This window comes from Bacillus sp. L381 (assembly GCF_030284525.1).
Classification (GTDB): domain Bacteria; phylum Bacillota; class Bacilli; order Bacillales; family Bacillaceae; genus Bacillus; species Bacillus amyloliquefaciens.
Map to the genome: position 1 here is coordinate 1,298,878 of NZ_CP127224.1, position 24,082 is coordinate 1,322,959.

Genomic DNA, 24,082 nt, shown 5'->3' on the forward strand with positions numbered 1-24,082 from the left:
TAATTCAAAATACTTTATAAAATCATTATTCTTATCAAGAGCAGGCAGAGGGACGAGCCCGATGAAGCCCGGCAACCGACTGTTAAAGCACGGTGCTAATTCTTGCAGCAGGAGCTGAGAGATAAGATTCGGACATAACACGAAGCCTCTTTCTGCTCATACGGAAGAGGTTTTTTTATGTTTTTCGAAAGAAAGAGAGGCGTTCACGCATGAGCGAAGTATTGGCAACATATCTTCTGACGGACACAACAGACAGTGAAAAGCGGGCGGAACAGATTGCAGCGGGGCTGACGGTAGGTTCCTGGACAGATCTGCCCCTTGTGAAGCAAGAACAGCTCAGAAAGCATAAAGGCCGGGTCGTAAAAGTTGAGGAGAAAGAAGGATCCCCGGAAAACGAAAAACAGGCCGTCATCACCATCGCCTATCCTGAGGCGAACTTTTCAAGAGACATACCCGCCGTCCTGACGACTGTATTCGGAAAGCTGTCACTGGACGGAAAAATAAAATTGACTGATCTTGAATTTTCCGAAGGGTTTAAACGCTCTCTTCCCGGGCCGAAGTTCGGCATATACGGCATTCGCAAACTGCTGGGCGAATTTGAAAGACCGCTTCTGATGAGCATATTTAAAGGGGTGATCGGACGGGATCTCCGTGACATTAAAGAACAGCTCAGACAGCAGGCGCTCGGCGGCGTTGATCTTATTAAAGACGACGAAATCTTCTTTGAAAATGAGCTGGCTCCGTTTGAAACCCGCATTATCGAAGGGAAACAAGTCCTGAAGGAAACCCGGGGGGAGACGGGACATAAAACGCTGTATGCCGTGAACCTGACGGGGAGAACTGCTGAATTGCGGGATAAAGCGAGACGCGCGGCAGAGCTCGGGGCGGACGCCCTCTTACTTAATGTGTTCGCCTACGGTTTGGATGTGATGCAAAGCCTTGCGGAAGACGGGGAAATCCCGCTTCCGATTATGGCGCATCCGGCAGTCAGCGGCGCATTCACATCATCTCCCGTTTACGGTTTATCGCATGCGCTTTTGCTCGGCAAGCTGAACCGCTATTGCGGTGCTGATTTCAGTTTATTTCCGTCACCTTACGGATCCGTTGCACTGCCGAAGGAGTCCGCGCTTGCGATTCACGATGAATGTGTAAAAGACGATGTCTTTCATCCCTCGTTTGCCGTCCCGTCAGCAGGCATTCATCCCGGCATGGTGCCGTTGCTGATGCGTGATTTCGGCATTGATCACATCATTAATGCCGGCGGAGGCGTTCACGGCCATCCGAACGGAGCAGAGGGAGGCGGAAAAGCGTTCCGCGCCATCATTGATGCGGTGCTTGAAGCCCAGCCGATTGAAGAAAAAGCCGCGTCGTGCAAAGATCTTCAGCTCGCATTAGACAAATGGGGAAGGGTGGAAGCCGTATGACCCGCACACCGCTGATTATTTGTGATTTCGACGGAACGGTTACCATGAACGACAACATTGTCAGTATGATGAAAGAATTTGCGCCTCCTGAGTGGCTTGAATTAAAAGACGGTGTTCTGTCTAAAAGCCTATCAATCCAGGAAGGAGTCGGCCGGATGTTTGGGCTGCTGCCGAGCAGTTTAAAAGAAGAGCTGACTGATTTTATCCTGAAGGATGCGAAAATAAGGGACGGCTTTTTGGATTTTGTCTCGTTTGTCCGGTCAAACGATCTCCCGTTTTATATCGTAAGCGGGGGAATGGACTTTTTTGTGCACCCGCTTTTGGAAGGCATCGTAGAAAAGGAGCGGATTTTCTGCAATCATGCTTCCTTTGACAATGAATATATTCATATCAATTGGCCGCACGCCTGTGACGGCGACTGCACGAATCAATGCGGCTGCTGCAAACCGTCAGTGATCCGAAAGCTGTCCGATCAGCAGAATTTTCTCATTATGATCGGTGATTCGGTCACGGACCTCGAGGCTGCAAAATTATCCGATATGTGCTTTGCAAGGGATTATCTTTTGACTGAATGCAAAGAACTCGGTCTTCGGCATCTGCCTTTTCAAGATTTTCATGAGGTGAAAACAGGCATCGAAAACATCGGGGAGGTGCAGGCATGGCTGCAAAAGAAGAACGCTGGCGCGAACTTGCCGAGGTAAAGCGCGAGCTGGCTGAAAGAGACTGGTTTCCGGCAACGAGCGGAAATCTTTCCATTAAAGTATCCGACGGGCCGCTGACTTTTCTCGTTACGGCAAGCGGCAAAGACAAACGAAAAGAAACAGACGAAGATTTTCTCTTAGTCGATGAGAACGGGAAGCCCGCTGAGACCGGCCATTCCTTAAAACCCTCGGCAGAAACGCTTCTTCATACTTACTTATACAAAAAGACAGACGCAGGCTGCTGTCTGCATGTCCATACCGTTAATAATAATGTCATCTCAGAGCTCTACGGAGATGAAAAACAAATCACCTTTCAGGGGCAGGAGATTATTAAGGCGCTCGGATTGTGGGAGGAAAACGCGGCGGTGACCGTTCCGATCATTGACAATCCGGCGCACATCCCGGCATTGGCCGAAAGCTTCGCGCGCCATGCAGACACCGAATCAGGCGCGGTATTAATCCGCAATCACGGCATTACGGCATGGGGGCGGACCGCGTTTGAGGCGAAAAGGGTGCTGGAAGCCTATGAATTTTTATTCAGCTGTCACATCAAGCTTCTGTCACTTCGGCCGCAGCTCGTAAAATAAAAGGAGGAATGCAAAATGGCGACAATCAGAATTCATGATGAAAAGAATACGATCATTGAAAATCAGGAAGAAGTAGCGCGCTTTTTAGACGAACAAGAGGTAATCTATGAGCAGTGGAATATTGAAAAACTTCCGCCTGAGCTTTCGGAGAAATATGATGTAACCGAAGCTGAAAAAGAGCGGATTCTCGCGGCGTTTGACAAGGAGATTCAGGATATTTCAGCCCGGCGCGGCTATCAGTCTCAGGATGTCATTTCTTTATCAGATTCAACGCCGAATCTAGATGAATTATTGAAAAATTTCCAAAGAGAACATCACCACACGGATGATGAAGTCCGCTTTATTGTCAGCGGGCACGGCATCTTCGTCATTCAAGGCAAAGACGGCACTTTTTTTGATGTCCGTTTAAATCCGGGAGATTTGATTTCGGTTCCGGAGAACATCCGCCACTACTTTACGCTTCAGGAAGACCGCCGGGTCGTCGCCATCCGAATCTTCGTGACGACTGAAGGCTGGGTGCCGATTTACGAAAATGAAAGTGTGCAAAACTGATAGACTTGCGAACCTCTCATGCAGCCAGCGGCATGAGAGGTTTTTTATTTTAATATAAAATCAGCTGTCTCTGTTTTTTGTGCGTTGAAATATGCCGCATTCTGTTTATATCATTACCTGAATGGGTATTATTCTCGTAATCATGCTAAAGATTCCAATATGAAATGAAAAATTAAGTTATTTAGTAAAAAAATGTTTACAAATAAAGTATAATCTGTAATAATGCTCAATAACCCAATCAAACTTGTTTCCTATTCTTTTAGCGGTGAGGGGTGAAGTGAATGGGCAGTTATTCTGAACAAGAACAATTGCTTGTATCTATTGATGAAAAGAGAAAAATGATGATAGATGCGGCTAACAGGCAGGGGTTTACAGGATATGACACGATCAGGCACAGCCAGGAACTGGACTGTCTGATGAACGCATATCAGCAGCTGATAAACCGTGAACGCACACATCACCAAGGAATACAGGGCCTTGTGAAGAAAATAGGCTTGTTCTCCCGCGGTGACATCATGCCTGCATATGAAGCAAACAAATAATTAATGATAAACAGATAACGAAGACTGAATGCGCTTCCTGATCAAGCGCCGCATCCGAAAGATGACCGCGTACAGTCAGCGGGTTTTTCCGCCGGCACAGCTCACGAAGCGCCTCGTATCTATCTGCCGGCTATGATGCCGTTCCCCGGTATATCCTCTTACACATATTCTTCTTTATCTAAAAAACACCCTGTTACAGGGTGTTTTTTCATCGTGAAGCGGCAGGGAGGGTAATGGTGACCTCTGTGCCTTTATCGACTTCGCTTTGAATGTCAATCGAACCGCCGTACATCAGCATGATTCGTTTACACACGACAAGGCCGAGACCGGTTCCTTTTTCTTTTGACGTTACAAACGGAAGAAAAATGTGCTCAAGCATATCTTCAGAAATACCCATTCCGTTGTCAGCAACCTTAATGACTGCTTTATGGTCGCGGGCTTCTAAATAGATGGACAGCCGGCCGCCTTCCTGCATTGACTCAAGCGCGTTTTTCGCGACATTTAAGATGACCTGTTTAATATGGTCTTTCGTGCAATTGACCTTGAGCGGCCGATTGACGAGAATCTCCACATTTACTTCCACATTATAAAGATTCCCTTCCGAATAAATAATCGGCATAATCTCATCAAGGATATCCTGCAGAGAGTTCACTTCTAATCGTTCCGCGGTCGGTTTGCCGAGCACTAAAAACTCACTGACAATCTGATTGATCCGTTTAATCTCCTGCTCAATAATTGAGAAATACAGCTGATCTTCCTCTGTTTTATATTTTTTCTGCAAAAGCTGAATGAAGCCGCTGATCCCTGTAAGCGGGTTCCGGATTTCATGGGCGGTGCTTGCGGCAAGCGTTCCGATCAGCTCCAATTTCTGCGCCTCGTTTTGAGCGCGCTCCAGCTGGGTCTTGCGCTTAAGCAGATAATATTGAACGAGGATGAACAGAATATTCAGCAGCACGGCGATACTGGACATCGGCAGCAGCACGCTTTTGGTCAGCTCGTTCAGCTCAACCGGTTTCGGAAAAACATTGATATTCCAGTTAATATCATCCAGATAGCCGCTGACCGGCTGCACGCCTTCTGATTGATCAGCGCGTCCGCTGGCAAATATCACTTTATCCTGGTGGGTTGCCTTGACATAAACGTCAGGACTTAGCATATTGATCATATTTCTCAAATAATCGACTTGTATGGCGGCCACTAAATAATCGGTGACTTCCCGGTTTGCATCTAACACGGGCACGCAGATCGTAAAGATGCGCTGGCCTGTAATTCTGCTGGGGTAGTCATTTGTGATGACTGTTTTCTTCGTCTTTTTTGCCTTCGTAAAATACGGTCTGTCGGCCAAATTCACCTTTGATTTCAGATCGGTCGTGCTTGCGATGACGTCACCTTTGGCATTCAGCATATACAGTCCGCTGAATCTGGGTTCATCCTCAAAAGCCTGATCGAGAATTTCACTTATCTTTTCTTCATTGACAGGCTTATCGACAGCGATCGCAAGTGTTGTCATCCGGGCTTTTGTTTCACCGATTAAATAATTGAGCTTGTTGCGGTGAAGGTTGAGCATCATACTAGCTTCCTGTATGTGTTTATCGGCTATTTTCTGTTTTTCTTTTTCATAAATGAAAAAGCTGATAATAAGTGCCGGGATGATCACCAATATGAGATAAAGCTTGATCTTTCCCCGGGCACCTTTGAATGTATTCACTCTGCATCGCTCCAACATTACACTTGAATAGAGGTATTATATCATTGTTTATACTTCTTTAATAAGAAAAAATAACCAAAATGATATAAAAACAAATTATTTTATTAAGGTTTGTCAAAAAGAAGAGAAATTTTGGAAACATTTTTGTTGACATTTTTCATTTTGTTTATTAATGTTTCTCTGTAACGGTTTCTTTTGCAAAAGGATGATTGAATGTATGACGGATAAAACAGAAAACTCATTGAAATTATTTATTGTACTGTCGCGTGCTTACCGGTCCATTAACGACCATATGAATAAACATATTCATAAGCACGGCCTGAACCCGACGGAATTTGCTGTGCTGGAGCTGCTGTATCACAAAGGCAATCAGCCGCTGCAGCAGATCGGCGACAAAATTTTATTAGCAAGCGGAAGTATTACATACGTTGTTGACAAATTAGAGAAAAAAGAACTTCTCATCAGAAAAGCTTCACCGACTGACAGGAGAGTGACTTTCGCACAGATTTCTGAAAAGGGAATCCGTCTTTTGGACGATATTTTCCCTGATCATGCTGACGAGATTAAAGAAATGATCAGTGTGCTGAGTGATGAAGAGATAGAATTGTGTACGGAAATGCTGAAAAGAGTGGGATTAAACGCTAAACATTTACATCAGAAATAAAAAAAGGAAGCCATTTGAAAGGCTTCCTTTTTTATATTACTGATTTTCGTCAGTGGCGGCGTTTCTCGGCTGTATCAATACTTCGACGCGCCTGTTTTTGCTGCGCCCTTCTGCGGTTTTGTTCGACGCAGCCGGTTTATACTCGCCGAAACCTTTGGCGCTGAATACTTTTGCGTCAAGTTTAGGGTTTTCCGTGAGAATAGCCATGAAGTTGACGGCCCGCATGACGCTTAAATGCCAGTTTGATTGAAATTGTGAGTTTTTAATCGGCACATTGTCGGTATGTCCGCTGATGATAATATTCCTTGGCGGATTCAGTACAAGGAGATTCGAGATCTCCTTCGCAAGCGGGATATCCTCCTGGCGGATAACCGCCTGTCCCGAGTCAAAAAAGATACTGTCTTTAATGGTAATTAAGAGGCCTTCTTTTGTCAGCTTTGTTTCCAGCTGATGCTCAAGCTTTTTGTTTTTTATAAATTGATTGACTTGCTTTTGCACACCTTCAAGCTCTTGGCGGTCGGCTGCTTCTCTTTCTTTCTTTTTCTGTTCTTTATCTTTTTCTTTTTCCTTTTCCTTGTCTTTTTTTAACTGATCAATGCCGTCTTTTTCGTTTTCGGGAGGGGTGACGCTTGAATATTCAAGGACACCCGTGCCTCCTGTAAAAACGGCGTTAAATGATTTAGACAGCATTTGGAATTTTGCCGCGTCGACCGAGCTCATGGCGAACAATACAATGAACAGAGCCAAAAGAAGGGTGAGAAGGTCCGCGTACGGGATCAGCCAAGACTCATCCACATGCTCGTCATCATGCTTCTTCTTCTTTTTTCTCGCCATTGTTTGCCTCTCCTTCTTCAATGACTTTTGCGCGTTCATTCGCAGGAAGATACATGAGAAGTTTTTGTTCGATCACTTTCGGAGCCTGTCCTTCAAGCACTGACAGAACGCCTTCAATCATGATTTCACGCAGTTTGACTTCCTGTTTTGATTTGCGTTTCAGTTTGTTGGCAAAGGGATGCCATAGTACATATCCGGTAAAAATCCCGAGAAGGGTGGCGACAAACGCAGCACTGATGGCATGTCCGAGCGCCTCGGTATTGTTCATGTTGGAAAGAGCGGCGATGAGGCCGATAACTGCACCCAAGACGCCGAGCGTCGGCGCATATGTGCCGGCTTGGGTAAAGATAGCTGCGCCGGCCTGGTGTCTGTCCTCCATCGCTTCAACTTCCTCAGTCATAATATCTCTGATAAATTCTGCGCTTTGTCCGTCAACCGCCATGCTCAGGCCGTTTTTCAAAAACGCGTCATCCACGTCTTCGATGCTTGCTTCCAATGCGAGCAGCCCTTCACGTCTTGCAATTTGCGCCCATTGAGAGAACATGGGAATTAATTGCGCAATGGTCAGCTGTTTGTTTTCTTTAAACAGCACTTTAAAAAGGGCAGGCACTTTTTTGATTTCTTTTCCGGGGAATGCGATGATCACCGCAGAAATCGTACCGAACAAAATAATCAGAATAGCTGCCGGGTTAGCGAGTGCGCTTAAGCTGACCCCTTTCAGCACCATGCCCACGCTTAAAGCAATTAAGGCGAGGATGATACCGATAATCGATGTTTTATCCATAGTTTTCACCAAATCCTTTATACTAGCTTTCTATGGTTAATATCGGTGGCAGTGCATGGAACTTTAGAGTGATTGAGAAATTGTTCCCGAATTCTTCACAGTTTCTGCCTTTCCGGCAGAGCAAAAGAAACAAAAAAGCGGCTCCCCGACAGGGAACCGCTTTTTTTATTGTTTATTGTGCACGGACTTTGATGTCATCCTCTTCCATTACAACATGGAAGGCTTTTATTTCATTGTCATCCAATAAGAGGTCTGTCATTTCGTCCTCGATCAATTCTTGGATCGTTCTTCTGAGCGGGCGTGCTCCGAAAGCAGGGTGGTAGCCGATTTCAGCGATTTTTTCTTTCGCATCGTCTGTGACGCAGAGACTGATGCCGCGCTCTTTTAATGTGTCTTCAAGCTCTGCGAGAAGCAGGCTGACGATTTTTACGAGATGTTCTTTTTTCAGAGATTGGAATTCAATGATGCTGTCAAACCGGTTTAAAAATTCAGGTTTAAAGAACGAGCTCAGTGAATCAATCAGCGTTTGTTCTTCCATGACGCTTTCTTCAGATTGGAACCCGACTTTCGCCTGTTTTTCGCCGGTTCCCGCATTGCTTGTCATGATCAAAACGGTATCTTTGAAGCTTACCGTTCTGCCCTGGCTGTCTGTCAGACGTCCGTCCTCCATAATCTGCAGGAACATATGCTGGACGTCAGGATGCGCTTTTTCAATCTCATCAAGCAGCACGATGCTGTACGGATTGCGCCGCACTTTTTCCGTTAATTGACCGGCTTCATCGTGTCCGACATATCCCGGCGGTGAACCGATAATTTTTGAAACGGTGTGTTTTTCCATGTATTCACTCATATCGAGCCGGATGATGGAATCTTTTGTGCCGAAAAGTTCATCCGCGAGTGTTTTTGATAACTCGGTTTTTCCGACCCCGGTCGGTCCGACAAAGAGGAAGGAGCCGACAGGTCTGTTTTTGGATTTTAAGCCGGCGCGGCTTCGTCTTACCGCTTTCGCCACTTTTTTCACGGCTTTTTCCTGACCGATGACGCGCTGATGAAGGCGCTCTTCAAGTTCTTTCATTTTGACTTGTTCATCAGCCTGCAGTTTTCCGACCGGAATGCCTGTTTTCTGTTCAATGATGGCTTGAATATGCTCCGCCCCGATTTCTGAAAAAGAGGCCGGTGATTCTTGTGCCAGCTGCTTTTCCAATGCCGCTTCTTCATCACGCAGTTTCGCGGCAAGCTCATAATTTTCTTCTTGAAGCGCTTTTGTTTTCTCCGCGTCAATTGCTTTGAGTCGCTCAGCCGCTTCTTCTTCATTTACGGTATCAAGCTCCAGATTTGCTTTGGAGCCGGCTTCATCTAACAAGTCGATCGCTTTATCCGGCAGGTGGCGGTCCTGAATGTAGCGGGAAGAAAGCGTAACACACGCCTTGATTGCTTCATCGCTGAATGTGACGCTGTGATATTTCTCATATTTATCTTTAATGCCTTCAAGAATGCTGATGGCTTGTTCTATTGAAGGTTCGTGAACCATGACAGGCTGGAAGCGTCTTTCAAGCGCCGCATCTTTTTCAATCTGGCGGTACTCTTTCAATGTCGTCGCCCCGATGACCTGCAGTTCGCCTCTGGCAAGCGCAGGTTTCAGGATGTTCCCGGCATCCATTGATCCCTCGGCCGAGCCGGCGCCTACAAGAAGGTGAATCTCATCAATGAACAAAATGACGTTTTTCCGCTCTTTTAATTCGTTCATTAATTGTTTCATTCTTTCTTCAAACTGGCCTCTGATGCCTGTATTGGCAACGAGGGAAGCGACGTCAAGCAGATAAAGCTCTTTGTTTTTCAATTTATTCGGCACATCGCCTTCAGCGATTTTAAGCGCTAAGCCTTCTGCAATAGCCGTTTTACCGACACCCGGTTCACCGATAAGCACCGGGTTGTTTTTATTCCGGCGGTTCAAAATTTCAATGACGCGCGCCACTTCATCATCGCGGCCGATCACAGGATCAATCAGACCTGCTTTTGCGCCGTTTGTGACGTTTTGGGCGAGCTCGTCGAGCAGGCCTTTTTTACGGCCGGCCTGCGGTTTATGTTGATCCGGAGCGAAACCTTGCTCAAACGGGAATCCGAAAGATTGCGGCCCCATGCTCATAGACGGTTTTCGGGTTAATTCTGTATAACATGTTTCACATAAAACGAATTGTTTTTGAATGGAATTGACTTGCATGTTCAGGCGAATCGTCGCCTCGTTTTTCTGACAATGTTGACAACGCATTTGCCAAAACCTCCTTAAAATGTTTGATCATCTTTGACCAAATAAATTAGAAAATAAGGCCGTAACTTTGACCTTCTTTGATTAATAGTATACTCTGACCTTCTTTGACTTTCAAGTATTTTGTTTTAAACCTTGAAAAATCAAAGTTTCCGGCATGTTAAGTGTTATAAGTGATGTTTGATTATTATTGACCAATATGATCAGAAAGGAAATGAAATGCTTTGACCTTTCTTGATGAAGAGTATACGCCGGCCCTTTTTTTCTTTCAATATTTCTGCTTAGAAGAGAGAGTTGAATCTGTTTTTTCCCGGGGAAGACGATTTGTTCTTCTTTTCAGGCGACTTGTCTCATAAGCATATAAAAAGGCCTGGACAAATTTGCGTTTAGCCGGAGGGTGAAATGGGACAAACAAAAGGTTCTGCAAGTCAGCTTGCATTCGTATACGTAGGAACGGTTGTAGGAGCCGGTTTTGCCACGGGACGGGAAATCGTTGAGTTTTTTCTCAGGTTTGGCTGGATCGGTCTGTTCGGTATCATGGTAAGCGGTCTGATGTTTATATATTTAGGCGCCAAAATCATGATCATTTCCAAACGGATTCATGCAGCATCTTACCAGGAATTGAACACGTATTTATTCGGGCGGTCTATCGGACGCGCCGTTAACATGTTTATGATGTTTATATTGCTGGGAGTGACTTCTGTCATGCTGTCCGGAGCGGGAGCGCTGTTTCATGAACAGCTTGGCTGGCCCGCACAAGCGGGGATACTTCTGACGATCGTATTGAGTTTTGCCGTCATGACAAGCGGCGTTAAAGGTGTGTTCGGCGTCAATGTATTGGTTGTGCCGCTTTTAATTTCCTTCTCTTTTATCGTTGCCGCTGATTCTTTTGTATTTACAAGCACGAGAAATGCGGAAGAATGGGTATGGCCTGACAAGTGGAATTGGCTTTTGTCAGCCGTCTCTTACGGCGCGTTAAATTTATCGCTCGCCCAAGCTGTCCTTGTGCCGCTTGCGAACGAAATGTCATCAGAGAAGGTGATCAGAAGGGGAGCTTATTTAGGCGGCGCTCTTTTGACATTGGTGCTTGCCGCGAGTTTCTTATCATTATCGGTGCTGCCGGATGTGCTGGAGTTTGACATTCCGATGGCTCAAGTTGTCTATTTCTATTCACGATCGCTTCATCTCATTTATTTGATTATTATTTTCGGGGAAGTGTTTACGTCGGTCATCGGCAATTTATACGGATTGGAAAAACAATTAAACAGTTTTCTTCATATAAAAAGTACATATATTTACGGCGGCATTTTGGTGTTTGCTTTTATTGTCAGCCAAATCGGCTACGGACAGCTGATTTCCACTGTTTACCCGGTGTTTGGATATGTGAGCCTGGCCTTTATCGGCGCTTTGGTTTGCAAAAAAATCCCGAAAGAAAAATAACGGATATAAGGAAAATGTCTGTATTTTTTGGGAATTCCCCTTCTTTTTTCCTGTCATTTCTGTATAATGAATTGGGAAATGATGGGGAGGAGTAAGAGATGAAAGATCGACGTGTGTTATTGGGATTTATTTTTATTTGTATCGGCATTGCGTTTTTTTTACAGAAGGCTGGAGTTATACATATATCCGCTGGTTCGGCGTGGCCGTTTCTTTTCATTATAATGTCCGCAGGGTTTCACGCCGGATTTATTTTTGTGAAAAAAGCGCCTGAACAAGCGGGGCTGCTCGTTCCCGGCGGAATTTTTCTTGTGCTGGGCTGCTTATTTTGGTTTGAGACGGCAACGGGATGGGCGTATTCAGCCATGACGTGGCCTGTTTATATTTGGGCGCCTGCTCTCGGTCTGTTTGAGCTGTGGTATTTTGGCGGGAGAAAGACAGGTGCGTTGATTTCCGCTTTGATCCTGACAGCGGCGGGCGCACTATGTTTTGCCGGTATGGTGATGACAGGGCTGTGGCCGCTTTTGATCATTGCTGCCGCGCTTGTGTTTCACGCCGCTGCCTTGATGCAGCCGAAAAAAAGAACGGGCCTTCTCATTCCGGGCGGCATTTTGCTTGTGACGGGCGGTTTATTATGGTTTGAAACGCTGACGGATTGGACATACGCAAATGTGAGCTGGCCTGTCTATCCTTTTGCCGTCGCGTTCGGCCTGTTTGAAGCTTGGATGTTCGGCAGAAAGCAAAGAGGGCTTTTGGCTTCTGCGGCGGTTCTGTGCGCTATAGGGATTTTCGGCATATTCACCAATGCAAATGAAGTTATCAGCGAACGCGGCTGGCCCGCTCTCATTCTTTTGCTTGCCGCCGCTTTTCACATTCCGATTTTTGGCCCGAAACCGGTAAAAAACGCGGGGCTTCTCGTACCGGGCGGCATTTTACTGATCACGGGGCTCCTGTTTGTCTTTGAAACGGCAACCAATTGGTCCTATTCCGGTGTGACGTGGCCTGTTTACCTGCTGGCGGCGGCATTCGGTTTATTTGAGCTGTGGCTGTTCGACGGGAAACAAAAGGCGTTGCTCATCCCGATTGCGGTGCTGACTTTGACAGCACTTTGCTTTATGATGACGTATCAGCCGATCGTTCCGGTTTCTGTTTTCTGGCCTGCTTTATTTGTTTTGATCGGAATTGCGCTGATGGCGTTTCCGAAGAAGAAGCGCGGGGCTTAAACCGGCTTTTGCAGCCTGACACAGGTATTCAGGCTGTTTTTTTATTGTCATAGGAAACAACATTATGGTATGATAGCAAAAGTGAAAAAAGAAGAAAATCCGTATTTATGCGGGAGAGGTTCTAGCTACACCCTCTATAAAAAACTAAGGACGAGCTGTATCCTTGGATACGGTTTTTTTTATGTTTTTTAGGGCGCCTTCTCCGAGAAAGGCGCTTTTTTTATGGAATGATAGATAAGGGAGAGAATGAAATGAAAAAAGAAAAAGCGGTTGTGGTGTTCAGCGGAGGCCAAGACAGCACGACTTGTTTATTATGGGCTTTGCAAAACTTTGAAGAAGTAGAAACCGTTACATTCCATTACAATCAGCGTCATCAAGAAGAAATTGATGTGGCAAAATCGATTGCCGAAAAACTCGGCGTCAAAAATCATCTGCTTGATATGTCTCTTTTAAATCAGCTTGCGCCAAACGCGCTGACACGGGATGATATCGAAATTGAAGCGAAGGACGGGGAATTGCCGACAACGTTTGTGCCGGGACGCAACCTCGTGTTCTTATCGTTTGCTTCCATTCTTGCGTATCAAATCGGCGCGCGCCACATCATTACTGGTGTTTGCGAGACTGATTTCAGCGGCTACCCGGACTGCCGTGACGAGTTTGTCAAGTCCTGCAATGTCACCGTCAACTTGGCGATGGAAAAGCCGTTTGTCATTCATACGCCGCTTATGTGGCTGAACAAAGCGGAGACGTGGAAACTTGCTGATGAACTCGGCGCGCTTGATTTTGTAAAGAATAACACACTGACTTGCTATAACGGCATCATTGCAGACGGATGCGGCGAATGCCCGGCATGTCTGCTCCGCAATAAAGGATATGATGAATATATGAAAATGAAAGGAGAGCGGAATTAATTGCTTTCTCAAATTTACCCGCAGGTTCAGCACCCTTATTCGTTTGAATTGAATAAGGACATGCACATTTCAGCCGCGCATTTTATTCCCCGTGAAAGCGCCGGAGCGTGCAGCAGAGTCCACGGGCACACATATACAGTAAATATTACCGTCGCAGGGGATGAACTGGATGATTCAGGCTTTCTTGTGAATTTCAGCGTGCTGAAGAAATTGGTGCACGGCGCTTACGACCACACATTGCTGAATGATCATGATGAATTTTCTGATGATGACAGATACTCGCTGCCGACAACTGAAGTCGTGGCCAAAACGATTTACGATAAGGTTCAGTCCTACCTTGAAACATTGGAGAATCAGCCGGTCTGCGTCCAGATTTTTGTCAGGGAAACCCCGACGAGCTATTGCGTATACCGCCCGAAAAAAGGTGATATGAATGGCTAAAGGAATCCCGGTATTAGAAATTTTCGGACCGACGATACAAGGGGAGGGCATGGTCATCGGCCAGAAAACCATGTTCGTCCGCACGGCGGGCTGCGACTACTCCTGCAGCTGGTGCGACTCTGCTTTTACATGGGACGGCTCAGCCAAAAAAGATATCCGCTGGATGACGGCGGAAGACATTTACCGCGAGCTGAGAGAAATCGGCGGAGACGCCTTTTCCCATGTCACCATCTCAGGAGGAAACCCGGCGCTGTTAAAGCAGCTTGACGCGCTGATTCTGCTGTTGAAAGAGCACGGTGTGCGCGCCGCTTTAGAAACGCAGGGAACGGTCTATCAGGATTGGTTTACCATGATTAACGATCTGACCATTTCACCGAAGCCGCCAAGCTCGGGAATGACAACCGATTTTGCAAAGCTCGATCATATTGTGTCTTCGCTTGATGCGGCAGAAAGGCTCAGCGCGGTCAGCTTAAAAGTCGTTATTTTTAATGATGAAGATCTGCAATTCGCGAAAACCGTGCATAAGCGGTACCCGAATATCCCGTTTTATCTTCAGGTCGGAAACGATAACGTCCATACGACGGACGACCGGGCATTAATTGCGCATCTGCTCGGAAAGTATGAAAAACTCGTTGATAAGGTTTCTGCCGATGCAGATCTGAATCTCGTCAGAGTCCTGCCTCAGCTGCATACACTGCTCTGGGGAAATAAACGGGGAGTTTAATAGAAAGGGAGAATTTACATGACTAGAAAAGAATCAGAATTAGAAGGGGTTACGCTCCTGGGGAATCAAGGGACAAACTATTTATTTGAATATGCGCCGGAGGTTTTGGAATCATTTCCGAATAAACACGTGAACCGTGATTATTTCGTTAAATTCAACTGTCCGGAATTTACGTCGCTTTGCCCGAAAACGGGACAGCCGGACTTTGCAACCATCTATATCAGTTATATTCCTGACGAAAAAATGGTGGAAAGCAAATCGTTAAAGCTGTATCTTTTCAGCTTCCGCAACCACGGAGATTTCCACGAGGACTGCATGAACATCATCATGAATGACTTGATCGAATTAATGGACCCCCGTTACATTGAAGTGTGGGGCAAATTCACGCCAAGAGGCGGAATCTCCATTGATCCGTATACAAACTACGGCAGACCGGGAACAAAATATGAAAAAATGGCCGAACATCGGATGATGAACCATGATATGTACCCGGAAACGGTTGATAACCGTTAAATACCGATACGGACTCGGGACGCAGCCTAAATCCCCCGCCTTTTAGGGCGAGGGGATTTTTTTGTCTGCAAAACGCTGCGGGAAAAGTCTGAAGGGACGAAAAAAGACGAGTAAACCCGGGGGGAGTGTACTCGCCGCTTCTTTACGTGACGGGTGCTGGATGGCAGCTCGTCTGTTTCATTATAAAATAGGGAACGTATGTTTGTAAAGGCCTGCGCCGTTTTTTTCCATGCGGAGCGGATCAATTGTGAATAAATGATCAGAATGATAGCATGTCCTGTAAAAAGAAGGAGTGTTTTTCATGGAGCCGTTAGAGTTAAACGGTGTAAGGCTTAAGATGTATGACTGTAAAGAATGTGCGGGCAAAAACGGCCGTGTTATCTCATTTATATTGAAGGTGACCTCTGAAACGTATCATGATATTGCCGTCCTTTTGTATGAAAAAATTTTTGAAATCAAGGTGCCCAAGCGGGGTCTTGAATTCCGCGGCAAAATAATCAACTACTATACATCCGTCACAAATCTTTATAATAAAGACGAGACCGGAGATTTTTTTGTTGAAATGACCGAGATCTGAATTCATTTGAAAAAGCTGCCGGGCGGCAGCTTTTGTACGGGATATGTAAATGGTTCGGGTGGTTTGGTGGGGCTTAATAGGAGTCTTTGATGATTTTGTAATTCTTATGGTTGACGACAGTGAGGGAATCTAATTCAAGATCACGATAATTATCCATGATGGTTACATCAACGATGACGGAGTTTTCATTTACCTTTTCAACGATACCGGTTAATCCGTTTTTAAATTCAATGACGTTTCCAACCTTAGCAATTTTCACGAGCTTCCTCTCCTTTATCATAAATCCTGTTTGAAAATATTTTGCAGTATTTTCTTTAAGAAGTAAAGCGATATGGGTATCAGCCTGCTCAATCATTGTCCCGGCGGGGGAAAGATGGTATATTGATTTTCGGGAAAAAGCCGAGAAAAGGGGGGTGTGTTTGTTGCTGCCTGAGGAAATATCAGAACGTATCAACCAAATACGCACCGGTGAAGTCAAAGAATTCAGGGTGCAGAAAGAACATTTTCTTGCATTTCGAGCGGTTTTGTCGAAGCAGGAAGATTTTAAGCATTTCCGCGGTATTGCCCAGCAGGGCGGAGATGTTGTATTCCAGTATTTAGAACAGCCAAGAAGCTGACGGCTCCTCGCACATGAGGAGTCTTTTTTTGTTTTCGATGTTTCATTTCATCTTGCTGTAACAGATGTAAACAAAATGTAAAATCCCTCCGATGGATACTTTTACTGCTATTTGGTTAATGTTGTGAGAATGACAGCCGTTTTCCTTCCAATAACAAGGCTGTTAACGAACTTCTTCCATCATAAAAGCTGATTGGGAGCGCTGGAAAATCTTTAACCGTGAATTTGCGTACAGCTCTTGTTAAGGTAGTGAAGTATTTAAGGAGGAAATCGTATGACGACAAAATTTGCTGCCTTGGCTGTCTTTTTTCTTTGTTTTATGCCTGCAACAAAAATTGAACATACAGAAGCTCTGTTTACTTTAGCGAAGAAGCCAAAGCAAGAATCCAGCACACTGGTTGCTGATTTAAATAGAAAAGGTTCGGTTCCGAAGCTTTCAAAAACTGATCAGAAGCATTCTATCCATCCGATAAAGCTGTCATCTCATCTGGAGAAGAAAGCCAAACCGGAGGAAACGGCTTATCAGCCGCCGAAAAAGACGTATTCCCGTGCTGACAGAGAACTTCTGTCACGTCTCGTTCACGCGGAAGCGAAGGGTGAGTCTTATAAAGGGAAGGTTGCGGTAGCCAGCGTAGTGCTGAACCGGACTGAAAAGAACGGCTTCCCGGATACCATTCGGGGTGTGATCTATCAAAGGAATGCATTTGAGCCGGTAGCAAACGGAAGCATTAATCAAAAGCCGGATAAGGATTCCATTGCCGCCGCAAATGAGGCGCTTGACCATCCGGGCAGAGAAACGAGCGCACTGTTTTTCTACAATCCGAAAACGGCGTCTGACAACTGGATCCGTTCCCGAAAAATTATCGAACGGATCGGCAGACACGTATTTGCTATGTAAGCATAGCGGGATCAAATATCCCGGCTATGCTTTTTTCAATTTTAAGAAATCGAAAATATTTTCAGAACTTGTCTCATATGATGATGGAAGAACGAGAGACAAGGAGAGACACCATGAATCGATTTGTGAAAGGGATCATTCTTTTATCCATTGCCGCCTTTTTCGCTGAATGTCTGGAATTTGTCGTGAATATGATACTGGCGCGGGAGCTTGGCGAGCATGGGATGGGGCTTTACATGAGCATTCTGCCCACCATTTTTTTAATTATCGTGATCGCCAGTCTGGAGCTTCCGATCTCCATTTCAAAATTCATCGCGGAATCCAATCAGAAGCTGCATGAAAGCATGCTGCGGCATGCCTTCAGAATGACCGCCGTATTTACCGCGTTTTCAACCGCGGCCGCAAGCATCGCGCTGCCGTTCATTCCTGTATTCGATACGTATCACCCTTTTATCAAAGGGATTGTCATCGGACTGATCCCCGTCGTCGCTTTTACATCTATCGCCAGAGGCTATTTTATGGGTGTGCAGCAAATGGGGAAAATCGCGGTTGCGAATGTATTGAAAAAAATCATTCAAGTGCTTTGTCTGTTTATCTTTTTTCAATGGTACTCGTTTGAAATTGATATGGCCGTGCTCATTTCATTATTTGTGCTGGTCGCAAGCGATGTCGTGGTGTTCGTTTACTTGTATACGCAGTTTATTTTAGCCCGGAGGACGCTTTCCGGCCATCAGCATATTCACCTGCGCGGCAAGGATGTGCGGAAACGTCTCCTGGCCGTATCCATTCCGACAACGGGACTTCGTATTTTTCACGCGGTGACAAACGCCATTGAACCCTTCTTAGTAAAAGGAGCGCTGCTGGCGTCGGGGGCAGCCGGGGTCGCTGCGATTGATCAATACGGCATGCTTGCCGGTGTAGCGGTGACGATCGGTTCGTTTCCCGCATTTATCGCTCATTCGCTGATGGTGGTTATGATTCCGAGCATTTCAGAAGCGTACGCGCTGTCTCAATATGATATTGTACTGAAACGCCTGAGACAATCGATTTTTATTACATTCGGCTACGGCATTCCGGCTGTCTGGATTATGTTTCAGTTCGCGGGCCCGCTGACCCATTTGTTTTTTCAGTCTCCGGAAGCGCAGTATTATTTGCAGCTTTTGTGGCCGTATTTTCTTTTTCATCTGTTTGTGATGCCGCTTCAGGCCTGTCTGATCGGCATCGGCCATGTAAAGACGGCGTTTTATCATAATGTATGGAGCCATATCGTGGCGCTTTCGATGATGTATGTGCTCGGTTCTATGCCGGAATTGCAAATGCTCGGCATTATACTCGGCATGAATACTGGCATGATTCTTCTGACAAGTTTACATTACGCGACGATCTGCAAAGACCTCGGTGTCTCCGTGTTTCTGACGGGAGGCGGAAGAACAGCGCCCCGGATCGAAGGCTGAAAAGGCTGATACATTTCAATAAGGAAGGGCAAGCTATCCGAAACGCGTGAAAGGAAGATCATATGCATAAAACCCGCCTTATTGTATGTGCAGTCCTTTTGATAGCTGCAGCCGTCTGGATGCCTGAAGCGAAAGCCTCATCAGAAAAACGGGCAATTCCCGCCGTGTTTCTGATGAAGACGATTGAAGGAGACGAGATATCGATCCCGGATAAAGGGCAGAAAACAATTTTGCATTTTTGGACATCATGGTGTCCGCCGTGCAAAAAAGAACTGCCTCAGTTCCAAACGTACTATGAACAGAGTCAGTCCGATGATGTAAGACTTGTAACGGTAAATCTGATGAATGCTGAGCGAAACAAAGATACCGTTCAAAACTTTGTCAATCAGCACCATCTCACATTCCCGATTGTTCTTGACTCTAAAGGCGAGCTCATGAAGGAATACAATGTTATGACGATTCCCACGTCATTTCTGCTGAATGAAAAAGGGGAAATCGAAAAAAAGATCGTCGGTCCGATGACCGCATCACAATTAAAAGAATGGTCTGAGAAATAAAAAGGCGCGGGAGGATTTCCTCCCGGCCTTTTTTGCATATAATGAACAGCTGAAGGAGCACTAATGATAATTATTATCAAAAAGAAATTAAAACAATTTTAATTGAAATCTTCCGCCGGCATGCTATAATAAAGAAAACACCGCGATAATACTGTGAAAATGCTGCCTGTTAGGCGGCTGTTTTTGCTTTTATCGGGGAATTGAAGATGATTTGCGTTCTCAATTAGAGAGGAGAATTCATAATGAATGAACAAGTGATGTCTCAAACCCATTCACAACAGCAGATACAAGAAGAACGGTCCGGAAAAAAGTGGCTCCAGCATGCGGAGCTCATCGCGGCTCTCGTATCCGGCGCCCTCATTCTTGCGGCCTGGTTTTTCACCGAAACAAAAAGCCTGTCCGTCACTTTGTATATCCTTGCCTTCCTGATCGGCGGATTTGCAAAAGCGAAAGAGGGAATCGAGGATACCCTCGAGACGAAGGCGTTAAATGTTGAACTGCTGATGATTTTCGCCGCTGTCGGTTCTGCCCTTATCGGTTATTGGGCGGAAGGCGCCGTCCTTATTTTTATTTTTTCGTTAAGCGGCGCGCTCGAGACATATACGATGAATAAGAGCAGCCGTGATTTAACCTCTTTGATGAAACTGGAGCCGGAGGAAGCGACCCTGATTGCGGACGGACAGGAAAAGCGGGTGCCGGCCGCTGAACTGAAGATCGGAGACATGATCGTCATTAAGCCGGGCGAACGGGTAGCGGCAGACGGGATCATTGAGTCAGGCGCGACGAGTCTTGATGAATCGGCGCTGACGGGTGAAGCGATGCCGGCGGAAAAAACACCCGGAGATTCCGTGTTTACAGGAACGGTAAACGGAAACGGCTCCTTAACAGTCCGTGTTACGAAAACAAATGAACAGTCTTTATTCAGAAAAATTATCAGGCTGGTGGAATCGGCTCAAAACAGTGTGTCACCGGCCCAGGCGTTTATTGAGCGATTCGAAAGTGTCTATGTAAAAGGCGTGCTTTTAGCCGTGGCTTTGCTTTTATTTGTTCCTCATTTTGCTTTAGGATGGAGCTGGAGTGAAACCTTTTACCGGGCGATGGTGTTTATGGTGGTCGCCTCGCCGTGCGCACTAGTCGCTTCCATTATGCCCGCTGCGCTTTCCCTTATTTCAAATGGGGCCCGCAACGGATTATTGGTCAAAGGAAGTGTATTTTTAGAGCAGCTGGGAAGCGTTCGGATGATTGCGTTTGACAAAACCGGCACGGTAACGAAAGGACAGCCGGCAGTCGCGGTTTTCCAAGCGGCGGAACATGTGAATGAAGATGAGCTTATGCAAGCGGTGTATGCGATTGAAAAGCAATCAAGCCACCCGCTTGCAAAAGCGATAGCTGAATTTGCCGAAAGCCGAGTCGCCGCCGCAGCAGGCCATACATCAATTGACGAGACGTCCGGATTCGGTGTTCAGGCTGATATAGAAGGAGTCAAATGGATGGTCGGAAAAGCGGGATTTGCAGGCGAAGAGGCAGCAGACGCTTTTTTGAAAACATCGGGAAAAGAGTTAAAAGGTAAAGGCTTTACGCTTGTTTTCGTTAAGAAAGATGATCGGATAGCAGGCTGCTTTGCTTTAAAGGATCAAATCCGCCCTGAAGCTAAAGCGGTGATGGCTGAACTTAAATCACTAGGCATTAAAACAGCCATGCTCACAGGCGATCAGCCTGAAACAGCGGCTGCCATCGCAAAAGAGGCGGGCATGACGACGGTTGTTGCAGATTGTCTGCCCGACCAAAAGGCGGAAGAAGTGAAGAAGCTGAAAGAAACGTACGGCACCATCGCCATGGTGGGAGACGGCATTAATGACGCGCCCGCTCTGAAAACCGCTGACGTCGGTATTGCAATGGGCGGAGGGACGGACGTGGCTTTAGAAACCGCTGACTTGGTCCTCATGAAAAATGATCTTCATAAGCTTGTGAAAATGTGCAGGCTTTCACGGAAAATGAACCGGATTATTAAGCAGAATATTGTTTTCTCGCTTTCGGTCATCTGCCTGCTGATCTGCGCCAACTTTCTGCAGGTGATGGAACTGCCGTTTGGCGTGATCGGACATGAAGGAAGCACGATTCTGGTCATACTGAACGGACTGAGATTATTAAAATAAGCAGAACAGCCGCACACCGGGCGGCTGTTTTTTAATTTTCGTTCACAGCATAAACGCCGGAAAACTGATAGAATGAAAAAAGAGTCACATTGGTAAGGAGGAAAAACAAAAATGAACAGATTAGAACGAGTTTCATCTTGGCTGAAAAAAGAAGGGCATGACGCGGCGTTTATACATACAAAGGAAAACGTATTTTATTTGACTGATTTTTATACAGACCCGCATGAGCGGCTGATGGGATTATTCCTGTTTCAGGAACAGGAGCCGTTTTTCGTTTGCCCCGGAATGGAAGCCGGACAAGCCCGCAGCGCTGGGTGGGAGCATGATATTATCGGATACGGTGATCACGAAGATCCGTGGGAGCTGATAAAAGCCGAGCTTGCAAGACGGAATGTGCGGCTTGATTCCATCGCGGTTGAAAAGGATTCGATCTCACTTTCGCGCTCAGAACAACTTAAGCACGCTTCAGGGGGCGCCGCATTTGCTTCGGCAGAAGAAACACTCAACCAATTCCGTCTCGTCAAAGATGAGAAAGAAATCAGCATTCTGAGGGAAGCGGCAAAACTCGCGGATTACGGAGTTGAAGTCGGTGTCGCGGCGCTTAAAGAGGGTGTGAGTGAAACAGAAGTTCTGGCGCAGATTGAGTTTGAGCTGAAGAAAAAAGGCGTGCAGGGCATGTCATTTTCAACAATGGTGCTGTTCGGAGAAAAATCAGGCCAGCCTCATGGAAATCCGGGTACAGACCGGTTGAAAAAAGGCGATTTCGTTCTGTTTGATCTGGGCGTTATTCTTGACGGCTACTGCTCAGACATTACGAGAACATTCGCATACCAATCAATCAGCCCGAAACAGGAAGAGATTTACGAAACGGTGCTTAAAGCTGAACAGGCGGCGCTTCAATTAAGCAAACCCGGCGTCAGAATCGGCGATCTTGATTTAAAAGCCCGCGGCATTATTGAAAAAGCCGGATACGGGGACTATTTCCCGCACCGTCTCGGCCACGGACTCGGAATTTCAGTGCACGAATATCCATCAATGAGCAGTGCGAACGACACACTCCTTCAAGAAGGAATGGTGTACACAATAGAACCCGGGATTTACGTGCCTGATGTAGGCGGCGTGCGCATTGAAGACGATGTGTTTGTCACAAAAGACGGCGTCGAAACATTAACGCAATATCCGAAAGAATTAACGATCCTGAAATAGAAAGCTTCGTGATAAAAAAGGACGGTTCTGGAAGGCAGCGTCCTTTTTTATCACCTTTTAAATGAAAAAATCATCAAAATGCTGAAATGGTTTGATATCATGCTTTTCCCGCAGCGGCCGCACAGCAAGATAACTGCCGCCGAGTACGGCCAGACATAAACCGATTAAGCAAAGAATCCCCATCACTGTTATTCTCCTTTCAAACGAATAGGCTGTATCTGTTTTTAGCTTACTGTATGAAACGCATTCCAGATCAAGGGAAAAAAGAAAGGGGGGACGCCATGGCTACGATCAGAGACATTGCCGGCGCTGCCGGGGTTTCCGTTACAACGGTATCAAGAGTATTAAACGATCATCCGTATGTAAGTGAAGACAAAAGAGAAAGAGTGAAAAAAGCGGTGCAATCGCTCGGGTATACGCGCAACATTCATGCTGTGCATTTATCCAAAGGCTTTTCAGATATGATCGGCGTTGTGCTTCCGTCCGTAAATCTTCCGTATTTTGCAGACCTTGTCGCGGGAATTGCCGAGGCTGCCGAAGCGTCAGGCGTGCATCTTTCTTTATACCAGACGGATTATCAGCAGCAAAAAGAACGCTTTGCCTTATCACAATTACAGGAGCGCCAGGTGGACGGCCTGATTTTCTGCTCCAAAGCAATTCCTGATGAGCATCTGCTTTCCGTGCAAGAACCGCTCATCCTCTGCCAGTATACTGATACGGCGGGGCTTTCCTCAATCAGTAATCCGCACCGGGAAGCATTTCGGCACGGTCTGGATTATTTAATAGAAAAGGGACACCGGAAAATAGCGATCAGCCTGGCGAGAAAAAAGGGAAAAAACAGTCAAGTCCGCATTGCCGCATACAAAGAGGCGCTGAAGAAGATCGGCCAGCCTTACAGGGAAGAGCTGGTTGTGGAAAAGGCGCTGACGCTGCTTGACGGAAAAGCCCTTTTTCATAGATGGCGGAGCTGGGATGACAAACCGACTGCGCTGTTTGCGGCGAATGATCAAGTGTCTGCCGGTCTTTACCTTGAAGCCAAAGCAAACGGGACCAGAATTCCGGAAGAGCTTGCGATTTTGAGCATCGACAATCATGATATCAGCAGGATGCTGGGTATTTCCACAATAGATATACAAACGAAAGAAATGGGAAAGCAGGCTTTTCACATGCTTGAGAATCGGATCAGCGGCGAGCCTCCGTCAAGGAAGGTTCTTGACTACCGGCTTATTGAACGATCATCCGTCTAAAAAAAGAATTGACGCGCTTTCCGTTCGTTTTGTACGATATGAGGTATTGAATGACAAAGG

Annotated in this window: 26 protein-coding genes and 2 riboswitches; of the genes, 20 read left to right on the forward strand and 6 right to left on the reverse strand. The window is 46.1% G+C overall.

Annotation, left to right across the window (positions count from 1 at the left end; all coding sequences use genetic code 11):
* Window positions 1-28 precede the first annotated feature (28 nt).
* A riboswitch (SAM riboswitch) is annotated at window positions 29-128 on the forward strand.
* An 81-nt stretch (window positions 129-209) separates the two neighbouring features.
* From mtnW to spo0E, 5 genes are all read left to right on the forward strand, one after another.
* Window positions 210-1,424 (forward strand): 2,3-diketo-5-methylthiopentyl-1-phosphate enolase, encoded by a 1,215-nt coding sequence (gene mtnW / locus QRX25_RS06625; protein ID WP_212101165.1) that lies wholly within the window; start codon window positions 210-212, stop codon window positions 1,422-1,424.
* A complete protein-coding gene (mtnX, locus tag QRX25_RS06630) occupies window positions 1,421-2,125 on the forward strand; it encodes a 2-hydroxy-3-keto-5-methylthiopentenyl-1-phosphate phosphatase (protein ID WP_212101167.1) in 705 nt (234 codons plus the stop codon). The genes mtnW and mtnX overlap by 4 nt, the downstream gene beginning before the upstream one ends.
* Window positions 2,083-2,712 carry a methylthioribulose 1-phosphate dehydratase gene (locus QRX25_RS06635; protein WP_212101170.1) on the forward strand — a complete coding sequence of 210 codons (630 nt, stop codon included), beginning with the start codon at window positions 2,083-2,085 and terminating at the stop codon, window positions 2,710-2,712. The genes mtnX and QRX25_RS06635 overlap by 43 nt, the downstream gene beginning before the upstream one ends.
* A 15-nt stretch (window positions 2,713-2,727) precedes the next feature.
* Entirely contained in the window at window positions 2,728-3,264 is a 537-nt protein-coding gene (mtnD, locus tag QRX25_RS06640) for an acireductone dioxygenase (protein ID WP_212101173.1), read from the forward strand.
* Between the two features lie 281 nt (window positions 3,265-3,545).
* Window positions 3,546-3,806, forward strand: a complete 261-nt coding sequence (spo0E, locus tag QRX25_RS06645) for an aspartyl-phosphate phosphatase Spo0E (protein ID WP_065981312.1) — start codon at window positions 3,546-3,548, stop codon at window positions 3,804-3,806.
* A 208-nt stretch (window positions 3,807-4,014) separates the two neighbouring features.
* On the opposite strand, the gene kinD is transcribed toward spo0E, so the two are convergent.
* Complete coding sequence (gene kinD, locus QRX25_RS06650) at window positions 4,015-5,532, reverse strand: sporulation kinase KinD (RefSeq protein ID WP_115997171.1); 1,518 nt, start codon at window positions 5,530-5,532, stop codon at window positions 4,015-4,017.
* A 199-nt stretch (window positions 5,533-5,731) separates the two neighbouring features.
* On the opposite strand from kinD, the gene mhqR reads away from it, so the two are divergent.
* Window positions 5,732-6,178, forward strand: coding sequence for a MarR family transcriptional regulator MhqR (mhqR, locus tag QRX25_RS06655; RefSeq protein WP_065981314.1), 447 nt, complete (start codon window positions 5,732-5,734; stop codon window positions 6,176-6,178).
* A 36-nt stretch (window positions 6,179-6,214) separates the two neighbouring features.
* Here the strand turns inward: mhqR and motB are convergent, their stop codons facing one another.
* From motB to clpE, 3 genes are all read right to left on the reverse strand, one after another.
* Entirely contained in the window at window positions 6,215-7,012 is a 798-nt protein-coding gene (gene motB / locus QRX25_RS06660) for a flagellar motor protein MotB (protein ID WP_212101176.1), read from the reverse strand.
* Window positions 6,984-7,796: a flagellar motor stator protein MotA gene (gene motA / locus QRX25_RS06665; protein WP_045506501.1), complete on the reverse strand. Its 813-nt coding sequence runs from the start codon at window positions 7,794-7,796 to the stop codon at window positions 6,984-6,986. Before motA ends, motB begins: the two co-directional genes overlap by 29 nt.
* A gap of 172 nt (window positions 7,797-7,968) precedes the next feature.
* A complete protein-coding gene (clpE, locus tag QRX25_RS06670) occupies window positions 7,969-10,065 on the reverse strand; it encodes an ATP-dependent Clp protease ATP-binding subunit (RefSeq protein WP_212101179.1) in 2,097 nt (698 codons plus the stop codon).
* Between the two features lie 399 nt (window positions 10,066-10,464).
* On the opposite strand from clpE, the gene QRX25_RS06675 reads away from it, so the two are divergent.
* The 7 genes from QRX25_RS06675 to QRX25_RS06705 all read left to right on the forward strand — a co-directional run bounded on the left by QRX25_RS06675 (window position 10,465) and on the right by QRX25_RS06705 (window position 15,888).
* Window positions 10,465-11,502 carry a YkvI family membrane protein gene (locus QRX25_RS06675; RefSeq protein WP_071346919.1) on the forward strand — a complete coding sequence of 346 codons (1,038 nt, stop codon included), beginning with the start codon at window positions 10,465-10,467 and terminating at the stop codon, window positions 11,500-11,502.
* Between the two features lie 98 nt (window positions 11,503-11,600).
* Window positions 11,601-12,722 carry a hypothetical protein gene (locus QRX25_RS06680; protein ID WP_212101183.1) on the forward strand — a complete coding sequence of 374 codons (1,122 nt, stop codon included), beginning with the start codon at window positions 11,601-11,603 and terminating at the stop codon, window positions 12,720-12,722.
* A gap of 109 nt (window positions 12,723-12,831) precedes the next feature.
* A riboswitch (PreQ1 riboswitch) is annotated at window positions 12,832-12,876 on the forward strand.
* Between the two features lie 97 nt (window positions 12,877-12,973).
* Window positions 12,974-13,633, forward strand: a complete 660-nt coding sequence (queC, locus tag QRX25_RS06685; RefSeq protein ID WP_003154679.1) for a 7-cyano-7-deazaguanine synthase QueC — start codon at window positions 12,974-12,976, stop codon at window positions 13,631-13,633.
* Window positions 13,634-14,074 (forward strand): 6-carboxytetrahydropterin synthase QueD, encoded by a 441-nt coding sequence (gene queD / locus QRX25_RS06690; RefSeq protein ID WP_045506490.1) that lies wholly within the window; start codon window positions 13,634-13,636, stop codon window positions 14,072-14,074.
* The gene (gene queE / locus QRX25_RS06695; protein WP_212101186.1) at window positions 14,067-14,798 is read left to right on the forward strand and encodes a 7-carboxy-7-deazaguanine synthase QueE; all 732 of its coding nucleotides are present in this window, start codon (window positions 14,067-14,069) and stop codon (window positions 14,796-14,798) included. The genes queD and queE overlap by 8 nt, the downstream gene beginning before the upstream one ends.
* 18 nt (window positions 14,799-14,816) lie before the next feature.
* Window positions 14,817-15,311, forward strand: coding sequence for a preQ(1) synthase (gene queF / locus QRX25_RS06700; protein ID WP_065981321.1), 495 nt, complete (start codon window positions 14,817-14,819; stop codon window positions 15,309-15,311).
* Between the two features lie 301 nt (window positions 15,312-15,612).
* Window positions 15,613-15,888, forward strand: coding sequence for a DUF3219 family protein (locus tag QRX25_RS06705; RefSeq protein WP_212101189.1), 276 nt, complete (start codon window positions 15,613-15,615; stop codon window positions 15,886-15,888).
* 73 nt (window positions 15,889-15,961) lie between these two features.
* Here the strand turns inward: QRX25_RS06705 and QRX25_RS06710 are convergent, their stop codons facing one another.
* Window positions 15,962-16,147 (reverse strand): YkvS family protein, encoded by a 186-nt coding sequence (locus QRX25_RS06710; RefSeq protein ID WP_013352046.1) that lies wholly within the window; start codon window positions 16,145-16,147, stop codon window positions 15,962-15,964.
* A gap of 163 nt (window positions 16,148-16,310) precedes the next feature.
* Between QRX25_RS06710 and ykzS the strand changes: the two genes are divergently transcribed.
* The 6 genes from ykzS to QRX25_RS06740 all read left to right on the forward strand — a co-directional run bounded on the left by ykzS (window position 16,311) and on the right by QRX25_RS06740 (window position 22,775).
* Window positions 16,311-16,505 (forward strand): protein YkzS, encoded by a 195-nt coding sequence (gene ykzS, locus QRX25_RS06715; RefSeq protein WP_013352047.1) that lies wholly within the window; start codon window positions 16,311-16,313, stop codon window positions 16,503-16,505.
* 273 nt (window positions 16,506-16,778) lie between these two features.
* Window positions 16,779-17,402: a cell wall hydrolase gene (locus tag QRX25_RS06720; protein ID WP_014470468.1), complete on the forward strand. Its 624-nt coding sequence runs from the start codon at window positions 16,779-16,781 to the stop codon at window positions 17,400-17,402.
* A gap of 113 nt (window positions 17,403-17,515) precedes the next feature.
* Complete coding sequence (locus QRX25_RS06725; RefSeq protein WP_065981323.1) at window positions 17,516-18,856, forward strand: polysaccharide biosynthesis protein; 1,341 nt, start codon at window positions 17,516-17,518, stop codon at window positions 18,854-18,856.
* Between the two features lie 62 nt (window positions 18,857-18,918).
* On the forward strand, window positions 18,919-19,413 hold the full coding sequence (gene stoA / locus QRX25_RS06730) for an endospore biogenesis thiol-disulfide oxidoreductase StoA (RefSeq protein WP_014470467.1): 495 nt from the start codon (window positions 18,919-18,921) through the stop codon (window positions 19,411-19,413).
* 242 nt (window positions 19,414-19,655) lie between these two features.
* On the forward strand, window positions 19,656-21,569 hold the full coding sequence (locus QRX25_RS06735; RefSeq protein ID WP_212101192.1) for a heavy metal translocating P-type ATPase: 1,914 nt from the start codon (window positions 19,656-19,658) through the stop codon (window positions 21,567-21,569).
* A 111-nt stretch (window positions 21,570-21,680) separates the two neighbouring features.
* Complete coding sequence (locus tag QRX25_RS06740; RefSeq protein ID WP_115997178.1) at window positions 21,681-22,775, forward strand: M24 family metallopeptidase; 1,095 nt, start codon at window positions 21,681-21,683, stop codon at window positions 22,773-22,775.
* 57 nt (window positions 22,776-22,832) lie between these two features.
* On the opposite strand, the gene QRX25_RS06745 is transcribed toward QRX25_RS06740, so the two are convergent.
* Window positions 22,833-22,958 carry a hypothetical protein gene (locus QRX25_RS06745; protein ID WP_257784737.1) on the reverse strand — a complete coding sequence of 42 codons (126 nt, stop codon included), beginning with the start codon at window positions 22,956-22,958 and terminating at the stop codon, window positions 22,833-22,835.
* A 98-nt stretch (window positions 22,959-23,056) separates the two neighbouring features.
* Here QRX25_RS06745 and QRX25_RS06750 point away from each other — a divergent pair, with 98 nt between their 5' ends.
* Complete coding sequence (locus QRX25_RS06750) at window positions 23,057-24,022, forward strand: LacI family DNA-binding transcriptional regulator (protein WP_115997179.1); 966 nt, start codon at window positions 23,057-23,059, stop codon at window positions 24,020-24,022.
* The last annotated feature ends 60 nt before the right edge of the window (window positions 24,023-24,082 follow it).